Here is a 15261-nt window from a genome sequence, read left to right as displayed (position 1 = left end):
GATTTCAGCGATGGTAACAGGACGAAACATGGTGGAAACGGCGGCGAAACACGGTGGTTCGAGGAGCTGCCAATACTCTATGCGACAGTTTTCGGCCAGCTCTCATCGGGTTAGGACGTGATGTGAGAACCTCGGCTCGCCGGTTGGGCACTCCGGTGTCTTTCTCCGACGTGGGCAAGCGAATTTTTCTGGGAAAGCCGCTGATCAGTGAGCGGTTGGAGATGGAGCGATTATCGAATCCGGTTGCTCTGGGCGCGCTTTCACCGGACGCGATCTCATCGACCGCCTACGGGCCCGAGCAGATCATGATCGAATTGCTGCCCGCCGCCGGCATGGCCGCGTTCACGTTGTTGCTTCCGATCACCGGCGTGATCTTGCTGATTCTGGCGTTGGTGGCGGCGTCGTACCGGCAGGTCGTCATGGCCTACACGCGGGCCGGCGGTTCGTATGTGGTAGCGAGGGAGAATTTCGGACCCCGGGTTGCGCAGATCGCTGCCGCCGCATTGTTGATCGACTACGTGGTTACGGTCGCGATCCAGTGCGCCGCGGGCACGGTGGCGGTTGCCTCGGCGATTCCCCCGCTGGGCCCCTACAGCCTGGAAATCACCGTTGGGGCGGTGCTGCTTTTTTGTTATGCCAACCTACGCGGATTGCGGGAGGCGGGCCGGACATTTGCGGTGCCGACGTATTGGTTCGTTGCGATGCTGACCGTGATGACCGTCATCGGGGTTATACGTGAGGCCTTCGGGGACTTGCCGAAATACGATCCGACGCATCTTGCCGGAGCGGTGTCGGTCCATCAAGGTAACGGGTTGGTGATGGGTGCCACCATCTTGGTGATACTGCGGGCGTTCGCAAACGGCGGCTCGTCGCTGACGGGAGTCGAGGCAATCTCCAACACTGTCAACGTCTTTCGCGACCCACAAGGCCCCAACGCTCGACGCGTGCTCACGGTAATGGCCTGGATTCTGGGCCTTTTGCTCGCGGGCGTAGCATGGCTGGCTTATGCCACCCGGGCTACTCCGTATGTGGCCGGGTACCCGTCGATGCTCTCGGAGGTGGGTCGCGCGGTCTTCGGCGGTGGGGTGATCGGGAACATTCTGTACCTTTCCCTGCAAGCGTCGAGTGCGGCGATCTTGTACAACGGGGCGAATACCAGCTTCAACGGCTTTCCCGCGCTGGCAAATTTCGTCGCCGAGGACCGTTTTCTGCCCCGCCCGCTGATGAAACGCGGTCATCGCCTGGTGTTCTCCACGGCGATCATCACGCTGACTGTGCTGGCGGTGGCATTGCTGCTGGTAACGCACGGCTCGGTCAACGCGCTGGTACCGCTTTTCGCCATGGGCGTGTTCAGCGCATTCGCGATGGCCGGCTACGGCATGACCAAACACCATCTCACGCACCGGCAGCCCGGGTGGCGCCACAAGCTCGTGATCAACCTGTCCGCGGGGATAATGTCGACGCTCGTGGTGGGGATCTTCGCGGTGGCCAAGTTCACCGAGGGGGCCTGGCTAGTAGTCGTTGCCTTCCCCGTGCTGGTGTTCATATTGATGCGGTTGAACCGGCAGTATCGCGCGGAGGCAGCCGTTTTGCAGATGTCGCGTGACGGACGCCACGAGCCGGCCGAGTATGCGCGGCATCGGATGTTCGTGTTCGTCGATTCGGTCGACCTCGCCGAGCGAGAGGCGCTGCGCTATGCCAAGGAATTGCAGCCGGACGAATTGGTCGCGGTGCACTTCGTGGTGGACGCGGCTCATGGCGCGCGGTTGCAGCGGCGCTGGGAGCGTTTTGATCCCGATATCCCGCTGCGGATGCTCGACTGCCCGGATCGTCACCTCAGCCGGGCCGCACAAGAACTGGTCCTGCGAGAGCGAAACGAGCATCCAAACACCAAGGTGACGGTGGTGTTGCCGCGCCGCAGCTACGCACCGCTGATAGGCCGGCTGCTTCATGATCGCACCGCGGACAAGATGGGCCGGGCGGTGAGCCGAGTCCCGGGTGCGACGGCGCTCATCGTGCCCTACGACATCGACTCCCGGATCGCGCAGGCCATCCCCGGCCGCCTCGGGCGATGGAGCGCACGGGCGGTCGGTGCCGCGCACCGGTGGGTGTCGCGGGGTGAGGACTATCAGCATCTCCACTTGCCTGCGGCGGTTACCGCGGTGGGAGGCCTCATCGCCGGGCGGTGGGCGACCATTGAGGGCCGGGTCAGCCGGGTCGAAGAGATCAGCAAGGGCCGGCGAATGTTTCGGCGGGTCGTGGTGGCCGATGACAGCGGCGACGTCGAGGTTATGTTCCCTGCCGGGCAGGGTGCGGACATCCGCCCGGGTCAACTGCTGCAGGTTAGCGGGAAAGCACGCCGAAACGGCGGCCGGGCGCTATCGATGGTCCACCCCGCATACCACGTCGTCGAATACCGAGAAAGTGAGGTGTTGTGACAACATCGGCTACGGCAACTGCGGCCGTCACAGCATCGGGCGAGCGGATAACCGTTCGGCCGTCGATCGCCGACGTGTGCAAACGCCTCCTTTTGGGAAAGCCGCTGACCAGTGAGCACCTGGACTCGGAGAGCTTGTCGAATCCCGTTGCGCTTGGCGCGCTTTCCCCAGACGCGATCTCCTCGACCGCGTACGGTCCCGAGCAGATTATGATCTCGCTGTTGCCGAGTGCCGGGCTAGCCGCGTTCGTGCTGGTGCTTCCGATCACCGGTGTCATCTTGCTGGTTTTGGCGCTGGTGGCAACGTCGTACCGGCACGTTGTCATGGCCTACACCCGTGCCGGTGGCTCTTATGTGGTGGCGCGGGAGAACTTCGGTCCCCGGGTGGCGCAGATCGCCGCCGCGGCGCTGCTGATCGACTATGTGGTCACGGTGGCGGTCCAGCCTGCCGCGGGCACGGTGGCCGTGGTGTCGGCGATACCGCAGCTGCGTCCCTACCACGTGGAAATCACTGTGGCTGCGGTGCTGCTGATTTGTTACGCCAATTTGCGCGGAATGCGGCAGTCGGGGCGGATATTCGCGATGTCTACCTACTCCTTTGTCATCATGCTGACTCTGATGATCGCCATCGGTGTGTTTCGTGAAATCATCTGGGGTTTACCGAAATACGATCCGGCGCACATTGTCGGCTCGGTGCCGGTCCATCAGGGCAACGGGCTGGTGATGGGCGCGACGATTCTGGTTTTGCTGCGCGCTTTCGCTAACGGCGGCACGTCGCTGACCGGAGTCGAGGTGATTTCCAACGCTGTCGATGTCTTTCGTAAACCGCAGGGCCGCAATGCCCGCCGGGTGCTGACCGCAATGGCGTGTATCCTTGGGTTGTCGTTGGTTGGCGTGGTCTATCTGGTGCACGCCACCCGCGCCACACCGTACGCGGCGGGCTATCCGTCGATGCTGTCCGAAGTCGGCCGCGCGGTTTTCGGCAGCGGAGTGATTGGCAACAGCTTGTACTTGCTGTTGCAGGCGGCGAGCGCAGCGATCCTGTTCACCGGCGCTAATTCGAGTTTCAACGGTTTTCCGGCGCTGACCAGCTTTGTCGCCGAGGACCGTTTTCTGCCGCGGCCGCTGACCAAGCGCGGCCATCGGTTGGTGTTCTCCAACGGCATTCTCTGGCTTACCGTGCTGTCGGTGGTGTTGTTGCTGGCGACCGGTGGCTCGGTGCACAGGCTGGTGCCGTTTTATGCGATGGGTGTGTTCACCGGCTTTGCGATGGCCGGCTACGGTATGGCCAAATACCATCTGACGCACCGACAGTCCGGCTGGCGAAGCAAGATGGTGATGAACCTGTCCGCCGGCATCATGTCGACGATTGTGGTGGGAATCTTCGCGGTGACGAAGTTCACTCAGGGGGCGTGGCTGGTAGTTGTCGTTTTCCCGCTGCTGGTGTTCGCGTTGATGCGGCTCAACCGGCAATACCGCGCCGAGGCCGCCGTTTTGGAGATGTCGCGCACCGAACACGAGCGCCCCGAGTTGTTCAACTATGCGCGACATCAGGTGTTTCTCTTTGTGGATTCGATTGACCTCGCGGAGATAGCGGCACTGCGCTACGGAAAGGAATTGCGCGCCGACGAGCTGACCGCGGTGCACTTCGTGGTCGATGCGGCTCATGCCGCGCAGTTGCGCGAGAGTTGGGAGCACTTCGATGGCGACACTCCACTGTGGGTGGTCGACTGCCCGGATCGTCATCTCGGCCGGGCCGCCCAAGAGCTGGTTTTGCGGGCACTGCACGAACATCCAGCCACCAAGGTGACGGTGCTGTTGCCGCGCCGGGAATATGCGCCGCTGGTGGGCCGGCTGCTTCACGACGCGACCGCGGAAAAGATGGCGCGGGCCGTCAGCCGCATCCCGGGTGCGACCGCGATAATCGTGCCCTACGACATCGGGTCCCGGATCGCCCGGGCGATCCCCGACGGCGGCAGGCGACAACTCGAGCACGAGGTCAGCACGGCTTAGTACTGCAGCCGTTTTCCGGCCGAAAAAAGCCGTCAGCACGCGACCGTCTCGGCGGCTCGCGGGAGCCCGAGTGATGCCCGGCCACGTAGGGTGTAATCCGTGCTTAGCCATGTGCGAATCCACCCCGAGGTCGCCGAGGCGCTGGCCGCGGGCAGGCCCGTCGTCGCGCTGGAGAGCACGATCATCAGCCACGGCCTGCCGCGTCCCGACAACCTGCGCATCGCGCGTGAGATCGAGCAGGCCGTGCGCTCCGGCGGGGCGGTTCCGGCCACCATTGGGATCGTCGGCGGCGAGCCCCACATCGGCCTGGACGATCCGTTGCTGCGGCGCATCGCGGACAGCGAGGCGGTGGTCAAGGTCAGCGTCCGCGACGCCGCGGCGTTAGCGGCCCGAGGCGGGGACGGTGCGACGACGGTCGCCTCGACCGCGCACTTCGCGGCCGCGGCCGGCATCATGGTTGTGGCCACCGGCGGGCTGGGTGGTGTGCACCGGGGGGCACGTGACAGCTGGGACGAGTCCGCAGATCTCATGACCCTGTCGCGTACCGGGGTGCTGGTGGTGTGCGCGGGCGTCAAGTCCATCCTGGACGTCGCGGCCACCCTGGAGCGGCTGGAGACCCTCAATATCGGGGTGATCGGCTACCGCACCGACCGGTTTCCCGGCTTCTATCTCGCCGACTCCGGCTACCCGATCGGCTGGCGGGTGGAGACCCCGGCGCAGGCCGCCGACGTGCTGCGCGCCCGCCGTCGCTTGGGCACCGATGGCTACGGGCTGGTGCTGGCCAACCCGATCGCGGCCGACGACGAGATGGACCGCGAGCTGCACGACCGAGTGCTCGCCGCCGGGCTGGCCGCCGCCGAGGCGAGCGGCGTGCGCGGCAAGGACGTGACGCCGTTCCTGCTGGACTTCTTCCACCGCGAAACGCACGGCGCGTCGGTGGCCGCCAACGTCGCGCTGGTGTTGTCCAACGCGCGGCTGGCGGCGGAGGTCGCCGCGGCGTACGCCGCCGGATGATCCAGACCCTCCGGACATGCCGCTCCCTAAAAGGGTGGCGGGTGGTTGCGCTCGGCGATGTGGGCGGCGTTGAGTGCCCGCTCGGCGTCGATGCGGCGGGCGCGGTCGTGTTCGCGGGTGCGGCGACGCTTGGGCATCATGATCCCGCGGTCACGCGGCGGTTGATAGACCGTTGGGGTCGCAGGCAATTCGCCGGTGGGCAGGCACAGGGCGGGAAACAGCAGGAGACTTGCCGGGCGAGTGGTGTAGGTGTGCCCGCTTGGCGATGTCCAGATGACGGTGCCATCGGGCAGCTGCTGATCGGACCATCCGTTCACCCCGGTCCAGAACGTTTTGAGCAAATGATGCTTTTTGCAAAGGCATTTCAAGTTCGACGGATGGGTCGGGCCGAGCGGCCATGGGATGGTGTGGTCGACGTCGCAGAACTCGGCGGGCCGATCGCAGTTGGGAAATCGGCAGGTCATATCCCGGCACCGAGTAAACCGCTCCAGCGCGGCCGAGGGGCGATAACCCGCCTCGGGCGCCACCGCCTCACCGGGATGGCACACCGGCCGGAGCTTGGCACCGCTTCGGATCAACTCGGCCAGCAAGGAGTTGGGTATCACCCCACCGGTAGTGAGCACGGCAGCCGGTGTGGACCCGCCGACCGGCGGATCGGGTTCGGGGTCGGGAGCCAGCGCCTCAGCCAGCGGGGTGTCGCGGGTGATGGGTCGCGGCGTGGGCGGCTCACCCGAGATGTGCGGATCAGGGCGGGTGTCAAGCGCCGAGGCCTCGGCGACGACATGGATGACCACCCCCGCCGCCCGCTCATGACCGCCGGCGCCGACCGGGCAGTCGGCGTTGCCGCAGCAACAGGCCAGCCGCTCGGCCCCGCCCGCCAGCGCCCCCAGCGCATCGGCACGACGCTGAGCGGTGGTGCGCGGATCGTCCTCACACACGTCATGGGCCATCTGGGTGAGCCGGCGATCCAACACCGCCGCGTCGGTGGCAAACAGTCGGCCCCACAGCGCCGCGGTGCCCGCCTGCTGGTTTGCGCAGTCGATCACCACATCGCGACTGCGCGCGTTTGCCCGGGTGCGCCGCAACGCCCCCGGGTCATATCGATCCACCAACGCCTCGATGGCCTGGCTGGTCTTGTTCGCAGATAGCGGCCCGAAGCGTGCCGCGTCCTCGGCCAGAGCCTTATCGACTAGCCGCAGAATTTCAGGGTCTTTGATCAATTCGGTGTGCCATACGATCGTCGCCACCAACCGGGCCCCGATCGTGCCCTCGGCGAACAACGCGCCCACGAGGGGCAGCCGGTCGCGCAGGGCCACACCCAGATACATCTGCCCCAACGCCATGCCGTGGCTAATACCCTGGGCGGCAGCCACTTCAGCGGCCATGGCATCCCAGTTATCGCATGACCATCGTCCCCGCTCCGGGGAACCGCCTTGGACTCGGCGAGCGACTAATTCGGCGATGGCCGCCAGCCGGCGCGCCGAGGCGGCGGCCTCCACGCGCGCCCACCCGCCGATCGCCGCCACCAGCGTCGCGTCATCGGCGTGCGCCAGTGCCGCACCGGCCGGCACCGAGCCATCGAACATACAGGCGACTGTAGTGGCCGTCACCGACACGCGGCGCCGCCCGCAACCACTCCGTGTGGATAACCACCTAACTGTGGACAACCCCGCGGGCAAGCCGCAGGGCCGGCACGCCGCAAGCCCCGCGGGCAGGCGGCAGGGCAGGCCGCGGTCGTTCGGCGGTCGGCGCCGAGCACGTCGGGATTCGAGGTTCACCGCTCGGTCGCTCGCAGACCGAGCGAAAGCAGCAGCCGCGCATCGGGATCGGCCAGCGACGTGGACAGCAATTTCTCGATTCGGCGCACCCGGTAGCGCACGGTGTTGGGGTGCACGTGCAGCCATCTCGCGGCGGCGGCGACATCGCCGAAGCTGTCCAGGTAAGCCCGCAGTGTCTCGGCGAGAGCGGGCTCCCGCGCACGCAGGTCGCGCACCCGTGGATCGACCAGCCGCTCGTCGGCGCCCACCATCGTGACGATCTCGTCGAGCAGCACGGTGGTGCGCGCCTCGGCGGGTGATGTCACCTGACCGATTGACATCGGGTGGCGCTCGGCGCTGTCGAGCACCCGGTCAACCTCTTGGCGCGCCGCGGCGGCCCCGGCCAGGCCGGTGAGCGGCGCGGCGATGACCGCCCGCAGCTCAAGACCCAGCTCGGTGCGCAGCGCGGCGATCGTGCCGCGGATCCACGAGGTAACCGACCGGGCGTTCGCAGTCTGCGGCAGCAGCACATATACTCGCGAGCCTTGCGAGGTGACCTGAGCGTCACCACGAAAAGCGCTGGCGCTCAACGCTAAGACGTCGGCCAACCGGACCCGGTGATCGGTGGCTTGGAAGCCGATCACGGCGGCTTGTCCATCGGGGGGAATGCCGAGTTCGCGGGCGATGAGCGCGACGGTGTCGCCGGGAGATCCGCCTTCGACCGGGTCTACCTCCCGCAGCCCCAACAGTTGCTGCACCCGCAGCGCATCTACCGAGGGCCGGGTGGCCAGCCGCGACATGATGCGGGCCGCCAGCACCGCGGCGCCACGCAGCATGTCATCGGCGTCCTCGGCCAGTGGTCGCGAACCCTGCTGGACCCAGATGGTGCCCGCGAACACCGGCGCGCGGCGCGCGTCGACCGGTGGCTGGTGAATTCCGATCGCCAGCCGCGGCCGCAGCCCCAACTCGGGTCGCTCCGCGACATGCACCACCCGGTCACCGGTTCGCAGCGCATCGAAGATGCCCCATTGGGCAATCCATTCCAGATGCTCGGGCGGGCCGGCACGACCCAGGATGGACAGCCGGCGCAACTCGTCGGCCTCGTCGTTGGATGCCGAATAAGCGAGTACATGCGACTGCTCGTCCTCGATGCTGACCATCCCGTGGATGCGGTCGGCCAACGACTGGGCCAGACCGAACAGGTCGATGCCCGAGTCCGTCAGCGGGTCGGCGCGGCGATATTCGAGCACGTGGTTGACCAGCCGGTACAACCGCTCCCACCGGGCCCGCGGCTCCACGGCCACCACGGCGGTCCCGGCCATCGCCGCACCGGCCACCAGCTCATCGGAGGGCCGTTTGACAAAGATGGCCACCGGGGGCCGCCCACCCGGTTTGCCAATCCATCCCAGCGCCTCATCGTCGGTGACGCCGAGCAGAAAGAAAACGTCGGCCGAGTCCGCGCCGGTCGCCAGGCCCAGCCGCAGATCGTCGGAATCCACCAGTGCCGCCGACGCCACCGGCAGATCCAGGCCGCGGGGCGCGGCCACCAGGCTCACCATGGTCGCATCCAACGCGAGCAGCAGCTGGCCCAACCCGACCCCGGGGCCCGTATATTGTCCGATCATACGACAATAGCCTATCTTCCTTGTCTGATTGGCTAATCGCATCAAGCCCGGCCCGCGCGATCCTGAGAGCATGGACGCGATTACCCAGCTACCCCCGCCGCGCAACGAGCCGGCACGTGATTACGCGCCGCATTCCCCCGAACGCGCCCGGGTGCGCGCCGCGCTGGCCGCGCTGGCCGGCGAGCCGATCGATTTGCCCCATGTCATCGCGGGCGAGCACCGGATGGGCAACGGGGAGCGCATCGATGTCGTGCAACCGCATCGGCATGCCGCGACACTGGGCATGCTGACCAACGCCACCCACGCGGACGCCGCGGCCGCGATCGACGCCGCCATGGCCGCCAGACAACATTGGGCGGCAACACCGTTCGACGAGCGCGCCGCGGTCTTATTGCGCGCCGCCGATCTGCTGACCGGGCCGTGGCGGGAAAAGATGGTCGCCGCGACCATGCTCGGCCAGTCCAAGTCGGTCTACCAGGCCGAGATCGACGCGGCGTGCGAGCTCGCCGACTTCTGGCGGTTCAACGTGGCGTTCGCCCGCCAGATTCTCGCGCAACAGCCGATCAGCCCCCCGGGGCAGTGGAATCGCATCGACTACCGCCCGTTGGACGGCTTCGTCTACGCGATCACGCCGTTCAATTTCTCGGCGATCGCCGGCAACCTGCCGACCGCGCCGGCGCTGATGGGCAACACCGTCGTGTGGAAACCGTCGATCACCCAGACATTCGCGGCGTATCTGACGATGCAGTTGCTCGAGGCCGCCGGGCTGCCACCGGGCGTGATCAATATGGTCACGGGCGACGGGTATGCGGTTTCCGATGTGGCCCTGGCTGACTCGCGGCTGGCGGGTATCCACTTCACCGGGTCGGCCGCCACCTTCCAGCACCTGTGGCGACAGGTCGGCGCCAATGTCGGTCGCTACCTCAGCTATCCGCGGGTGGTCGGTGAGACCGGGGGCAAAGACTTCGTGGTGGCCCACGCCTCAGCGCGGCCCGACGTGCTACGCACGGCGTTGCTCCGGGGCGCGTTCGAGTACCAGGGGCAGAAGTGCTCGGCGGCGTCTCGAGCGTTCATCGCGCAGTCGGTGTGGCAGCGGATGGGCGACGAATTCCTGGATGCCGTCGCGGCACTGCGGTACGGCGATGTCACCGACCTGTCCAACTTCGGCGGCGCGCTGATCGACGAACGTGCCTTCGCCAAAAACGTCAACGCTATCGAGCGAGCCAAGGGCACTGCCGGCATCACCATCGCGGTCGGCGGCGAATATGACGACAGCGTGGGCTATTTCGTTCGGCCCACCGTGCTGCTGGGTGACGACCCCGCCGACGAGGCATTCTCGACGGAGTACTTCGGGCCGATCCTGTCGGTGCATATCTACCCCGACGAGCACTACGAGCGGATCCTCGACGTCATCGACACCGGCTCGCGCTACGCGCTGACCGGCGCCGTTATCGCCGAGGACCGCGACGCGGTTGCCGCCGCGCAAGAGCGGTTGCGGTTCGCGGCCGGCAACTTCTATGTCAACGACAAGCCGACCGGTTCCGTGGTGGGGCAGCAGCCGTTCGGTGGCTCACGCGGGTCGGGAACCAACGACAAGGCCGGGTCGATGCTGAATCTGCTGCGCTGGACGTCGGCGCGTTCGATCAAGGAGCTCTTCGTCCCGCCGACAGACCACACCTATCCGCACCTGGCCGCCGAGTGATGTCCGGGTTGTTCGCCAGCACGGCACGGCCGGCGATCCTGGCCGCCAGCCGTTCCACCGGGTTGCGCCGTGCCGCCGAACGTATGCCGGTGACCCGCAAGGTGGTGCGCCGGTTCGTGCCGGCGGAGACCCTCGACGCCGTGCTGGCAACCGTCACGGCCCTGCGGGAGTCGGACCGCTACGTCAGCATCGACTACCTGGGAGAAGAGACCACCGACCGCGGCGGCGCAACCGCGGCCGTGCACGTCTATCTGGATGTGATCGATGCGCTGGGCCGGTGTGCAGCGGCCGGCAGCAACGGCGTTCGGCCCCTGGAGGTGTCGCTGAAGCTCTCCGCGCTGGGGCAGGCGCTGGGCCACGACGGCGAGAAGATCGCCCGAGAGAACGTGTCTGCGATTTGCGCCGCGGCGCAGCGCGCTGGCGTGTGGGTGACCGTGGACGCTGAAAGCTCCGCGACCACGGACTCCACGCTGGCGATCGTGCGCGAGCTGCGGGCCGACTTCCCGTGGCTGGGCGTGGTGTTGCAGGCATACCTGCGGCGGACACTGGCCGATTGCGAGGAATTCGCTGCCGCCGGTGCGCGGACCCGGCTGGTCAAGGGTGCTTACGACGAGCCGGCGCCGGTAGCCTATCGTGGGCGCGCCGCCGTCACCGACGCCTATCTGCGGTGCCTTCGGGTGCTGATGGCCGGCTCGGGCTACCCGATGGTGGCGTCGCATGACCCGGCCGTGATCAACGCCGTGCCCGCACTTGCTGCCGAATCCGGGCGTGGTGCTGACGATTTCGAGTACCAGATGCTCTATGGCATCCGCGATGCCGAGCAGCGGCGGCTGGTCGGCGCCGGGAGTCGCGTGCGGGTGTACGTGCCGTTCGGCACCCAGTGGTACGGGTATTTCGTGCGGCGGCTGGCCGAGCGCCCGGCGAACGTGGGGTTCTTCTTGCGGGCGCTGACGCAACGTGGGCGCTGAGGCCGGTGCGGTGGCTCCTCTCGCGGCCGCGGTGAGCGCCCCACGCGCAGCGGCGGCCGCAATGGCCGCGGCCCCGGCAACACCCCGGAAGGCGGGCGGTAACCTCGCTGGCATGCTGCTGACCTCCCTGGATCCCTCGGCGGCGACCGCCGGACGTGATCTCCCCGACGCTGTTCGCATCGGCGGCGTCACGCTCAGCCGCAGCGACCTGGTCGGGGCCGCGATGGCGGTGGCCGAGCGGGTCGGTGGCGCACAGCGGGTTGCCGTGCTGGCCACACCGACGGTGTCGACCGTGCTGGCGATCACCGGCTGCGTGCTGGCCGGTGTCGTTGCGGTCCCGGTGCCCGACGAAGTCGGCGTGGCCGAGCGCCGGCACATCCTTGCCGACTCCGGGGCGCAGGCCTGGCTGGGGGAGCGTCCGGCGGAAGGAGAGGGTCTGCCCCATATCCCGGTGCGGTTGCAGGCCCGAGCCGGGCACAGTTATCCGGAGCCGTCCGCGGATGCCATCGCGCTGGTGATCTACACCTCGGGGACTACCGGTCCGCCGAAAGGGGTGCAGCTGAGCCGGCGGGCGATCGCCGCGGACCTGGACGCGCTGGCGCAGGCCTGGCAGTGGACCGCCGAGGACACGTTGGTACACGGACTTCCGCTGTTCCACGTGCACGGCTTGGTGCTGGGGCTGCTCGGATCGCTTCGTATCGGAAACCGCTTCGTGCACACCGGGAAACCCACACCGGCTGAATATGCTCGGGCCGCTTCTGCCTGCGGCACGCTGTATTTCGGCGTTCCGACGGTGTGGTCGCGCGTGGTGGCCGACCCGGCGGCGGCCAATGTGCTGCGTTCGGCACGGTTGCTGGTGTCTGGCAGCGCGCCGCTGCCGGTTCCGGTGTTCGAGCAACTAGCGCGGCTGACCGGTCATGCTCCTGTCGAACGCTACGGCACCACCGAATCGCTGATCACGCTGTCCACTCGCGCCGACGGCGAGCGCCGCCCGGGCTGGGTCGGTTTGCCGCTGGACGGTGTGCAGACCCGGTTGCTCGACGACACCGGAACCGAAGTTCCGCATGACGCAAAGACCGTTGGGCGGCTGCAGGTTCGGGGTCCCACGTTGTTCGACGGGTACCTGGGCCGCCCGGATGCCACCGCGGATGCGTTCGACGCCGGCGGCTGGTACCGCACCGGTGATGTCGCGGTCGTCGATAGTGGTGGGATGCACCGCATCGTGGGACGCGAGTCGGTCGATCTGATCAAGTCGGGGGGATATCGCGTCGGCGCCGGGGAAATCGAGACGGCGCTGCTCGGGCACCCGGGGGTCGCGGAGGTGGCGGTCGTCGGACTGCCCGACGAGGATCTAGGTCAGCGCATCGTCGCGTTCGTCGTCGGGGACGCCCAGCCGAGTGACTTGATCTCATTTGTCGCTCAACAACTTTCATTGCACAAGCGGCCACGCGAGGTGCGGATTGTCGATGCGTTGCCTCGCAACCCGATGGGTAAGGTGCTCAAGAAGGAGCTGATGGCATAGGGCAGCGGGCCGGGGTCTGTTCCCGGCGCCGCGGCCCCGTCGCGGATGTCAGCCCCCGGCGGCGCGGCGGGCTCAGCTGCTAATTGGCGTGCAGATCGGGGTTCAAGTCGATGCCCCGACCGTCGCGCGACACCACCTCCACGGCACCGCTCAGCGAATTGCGGCGAAACAGCAGATTGCTGCAGCCGGACAGTTCCTGGGCCTTGACTGACGTGCCGTCGGGCAGGCTGACCTTGGTGCCCGCGGTCACATACAGGCCGGCCTCGATGACGCAGTCATCGCCCAGAGAGATGCCCAGCCCGGAATTGGCCCCCAGCAGGCAGCGTTTGCCGATCGAAATGACATGCTTGCCCCCGCCGGACAGCGTACCCATGATGGAGGCTCCGCCGCCGATGTCGGAGCCGTCGCCGACCACCACGCCCGCCGAGATGCGACCCTCCACCATGGAAGCGCCCAGCGTGCCGGCGTTGTAGTTGACGAATCCCTCGTGCATCACCGTGGTACCCGGTGCCAGGTGAGCGCCGAGCCGCACCCGATCAGCGTCGGCGATGCGGACCCCGCCCGGGATCACGTAGTCAACCATCCGGGGAAACTTGTCGATGCCGTAGACGACCACCGGGCCGCGGCGGCGCAGCCGCGCCCGCACCGCCTCGAAACCGTCCACCGCGCAGGGCCCGTGATTAGTCCACACCACGTTGGCCAGCACCCCAAAAAGCCCGCCGGCGTTCAGCCCGTGCGGCGCGACCAGCCGGTGCGACAACAGATGCAGCCGCAGGTAGGCATCGTAGGCGTCGGCGGCGACATCATCCAGCGAGGCGATCATGGTGCGAACGACGACTGTTTCGGTGCCGCGGTCCTCGTCGCGGCCGACCAGACCGGCCAGGCCCTCGGGGGCCTCGCTCAGCGGTATCCGCGTGGTGCCGCTGTGATCCGACTCGATCAATTCCGGTGCGGGAAACCAGGTGTCGAGAACCGACCCGTCGGCGGCCAGCGTCGCCAACCCGATGCCCGAAGCTCCTGTCACGCTGGTCACATTACTTTCCCCTGGCCGAGCAGACGCAAAGCCCCGACACGCCGGTGAAAAAGGGGGCTTTTGTGTTTGCCCGGCACCGGGGAAGCACCCGCTAGGCTGGGGCCGTGTTGGACCTGCGCGGGGATCCGGTCGAGCTAACCGCGGCGCTGGTCGACATCCCCAGCGAGTCGCGACAGGAAGCGCGCATCGCCGATGAGGTGGAGGCGGCGCTGCGTGCGCAAACGTCGGGCTTCGAGATCATCCGCAACGGCAACGCGGTGCTGGCGCGCACCCGCCGCCACCGGCCGTCGCGGGTGCTGCTGGCCGGGCATCTCGACACGATCCCGGTGGCCGGAAACCTGCCCAGCCGCCGCTCGGCGGGTGAAGACGGCGAGCTCCTGCACGGCTGCGGGGCCGTGGACATGAAATCCGGTTGCGCGGTCTTTCTTCACCTCGCCGCCACGATCGCCGAGCCCGTACACGACCTGACACTGGTGTTCTACGACTGCGAGGAAATCGACGCAGCGGCAAACGGATTGGGCCGCATCCAACGCGAGTTGCCGGAGTGGCTGCGCGCCGACGTGGCCATTCTGGGCGAGCCGACCGGTGGCTATGTCGAGGCCGGCTGTCAGGGCACGCTGCGGGCCGTCATCCACACGACGGGAACCCGCGCTCATTCCGCGCGCTCCTGGCTGGGGGACAACGCCATCCACAAGCTCGGTGCGGTGCTGGACCGGTTGGCGGGATATCAGGCCCGAACGGTCGAAATTGATGGCTGCGCCTACCGGGAGGGATTGTCGGCGGTGCGTATCGAGGGCGGCGTTGCCGGCAACGTGATACCCGACGCGGCGTCGGTGACCGTCAACTACCGCTTCGCCCCCGACCGCTCGGTGGCCGCGGCGCTGCACCATGTGCGCGAGGTGTTCGACGGGCTCGACGTGCAAATCGAGCAGACCGACGCCGCCCCCGGCGCGCTACCCGGCTTATCCGAGCCCGCCGCCAGGGCCCTGGTCGCGGCCGCCGCCGGGCGGGTCCGCGCGAAATACGGCTGGACCGACGTGTCGCGATTCGCCGCTCTGGGTATCCCGGCGGTCAACTACGGGCCCGGTGACCCCAACCTGGCGCACCGGCGCGACGAACGGGTAGCGGTTACGCAGATCACCACCGCCGCAGAGATGCTCCGACGCTACCTGAGGGGCCCCGCTGCCTGA

The 15261-nt window shown here is 67.5% G+C and carries 9 protein-coding genes and 1 pseudogene; 7 read left to right on the top strand and 3 right to left on the bottom strand.

All coding sequences use genetic code 11. The features are described from left to right. The first annotated feature begins 122 nt into the window (after window positions 1-122). From MSM1_RS01370 to MSM1_RS01360, 3 genes and pseudogenes are all read left to right on the top strand, one after another. Window positions 123-2438, top strand: a complete 2316-nt coding sequence (locus MSM1_RS01370; protein ID WP_307857252.1) for an amino acid permease — start codon at window positions 123-125, stop codon at window positions 2436-2438. Between the two features lie 47 nt (window positions 2439-2485). Next, window positions 2486-4438 (top strand): annotated as a pseudogene (locus MSM1_RS01365) (APC family permease); the annotation flags it as partial. Between the two features lie 111 nt (window positions 4439-4549). Further along, entirely contained in the window at window positions 4550-5464 is a 915-nt protein-coding gene (locus MSM1_RS01360; RefSeq protein ID WP_307857251.1) for a pseudouridine-5'-phosphate glycosidase, read from the top strand. Window positions 5465-5490: 26 nt separating this feature from the next. Here the strand turns inward: MSM1_RS01360 and MSM1_RS01355 are convergent, their stop codons facing one another. Both MSM1_RS01355 and MSM1_RS01350 read right to left on the bottom strand, forming a co-directional pair. Next, on the bottom strand, window positions 5491-7050 hold the full coding sequence (locus MSM1_RS01355) for an HNH endonuclease signature motif containing protein (protein WP_213439846.1): 1560 nt from the start codon (window positions 7048-7050) through the stop codon (window positions 5491-5493). A gap of 188 nt (window positions 7051-7238) precedes the next feature. Next, window positions 7239-8846 (bottom strand): CdaR family transcriptional regulator, encoded by a 1608-nt coding sequence (locus tag MSM1_RS01350; protein WP_213439845.1) that lies wholly within the window; start codon window positions 8844-8846, stop codon window positions 7239-7241. 70 nt (window positions 8847-8916) lie between these two features. On the opposite strand from MSM1_RS01350, the gene pruA reads away from it, so the two are divergent. From pruA to MSM1_RS01335, 3 genes are all read left to right on the top strand, one after another. Further along, a complete protein-coding gene (gene pruA, locus MSM1_RS01345) occupies window positions 8917-10548 on the top strand; it encodes an L-glutamate gamma-semialdehyde dehydrogenase (RefSeq protein ID WP_213439844.1) in 1632 nt (543 codons plus the stop codon). Next, window positions 10548-11516, top strand: coding sequence for a proline dehydrogenase family protein (locus tag MSM1_RS01340; protein WP_213439843.1), 969 nt, complete (start codon window positions 10548-10550; stop codon window positions 11514-11516). The genes pruA and MSM1_RS01340 overlap by 1 nt, the downstream gene beginning before the upstream one ends. A 112-nt stretch (window positions 11517-11628) precedes the next feature. Further along, window positions 11629-13038 carry an acyl-CoA synthetase gene (locus tag MSM1_RS01335; RefSeq protein WP_213439842.1) on the top strand — a complete coding sequence of 470 codons (1410 nt, stop codon included), beginning with the start codon at window positions 11629-11631 and terminating at the stop codon, window positions 13036-13038. Window positions 13039-13117: 79 nt separating this feature from the next. Here MSM1_RS01335 and dapD read toward each other — a convergent pair whose 3' ends face one another. Next, window positions 13118-14071, bottom strand: a complete 954-nt coding sequence (dapD, locus tag MSM1_RS01330) for a 2,3,4,5-tetrahydropyridine-2,6-dicarboxylate N-succinyltransferase (protein WP_213439841.1) — start codon at window positions 14069-14071, stop codon at window positions 13118-13120. A gap of 104 nt (window positions 14072-14175) precedes the next feature. Here dapD and dapE point away from each other — a divergent pair, with 104 nt between their 5' ends. Beyond that, window positions 14176-15261 (top strand): succinyl-diaminopimelate desuccinylase, encoded by a 1086-nt coding sequence (gene dapE / locus MSM1_RS01325; RefSeq protein WP_213439840.1) that lies wholly within the window; start codon window positions 14176-14178, stop codon window positions 15259-15261.

Source organism: Mycobacterium sp. SM1, assembly GCF_018361265.1.
In the GTDB taxonomy this organism is placed as follows: Bacteria; Actinomycetota; Actinomycetes; order Mycobacteriales; family Mycobacteriaceae; genus Mycobacterium.
The sequence above is the reverse complement of the archived record's forward strand: the minus strand, read 5'-3'. Positions and strand labels throughout refer to the sequence as shown.

What these genes read in the sequence shown, in the direction of transcription:
- MSM1_RS01355 (WP_213439846.1), bottom strand. Translation starts at nt 7,050, where the DNA reads ATGTTCGATGGCTCGGTGCCGGCCGGTGCGGCACTGGCGCACGCCGAT.
- MSM1_RS01350 (WP_213439845.1), bottom strand. Translation starts at nt 8,846, where the DNA reads ATGATCGGACAATATACGGGCCCCGGGGTCGGGTTGGGCCAGCTGCTG.
- pruA (WP_213439844.1), top strand. Translation starts at nt 8,917, where the DNA reads ATGGACGCGATTACCCAGCTACCCCCGCCGCGCAACGAGCCGGCACGT.
- MSM1_RS01340 (WP_213439843.1), top strand. Translation starts at nt 10,548, where the DNA reads ATGTCCGGGTTGTTCGCCAGCACGGCACGGCCGGCGATCCTGGCCGCC.
- MSM1_RS01335 (WP_213439842.1), top strand. Translation starts at nt 11,629, where the DNA reads ATGCTGCTGACCTCCCTGGATCCCTCGGCGGCGACCGCCGGACGTGAT.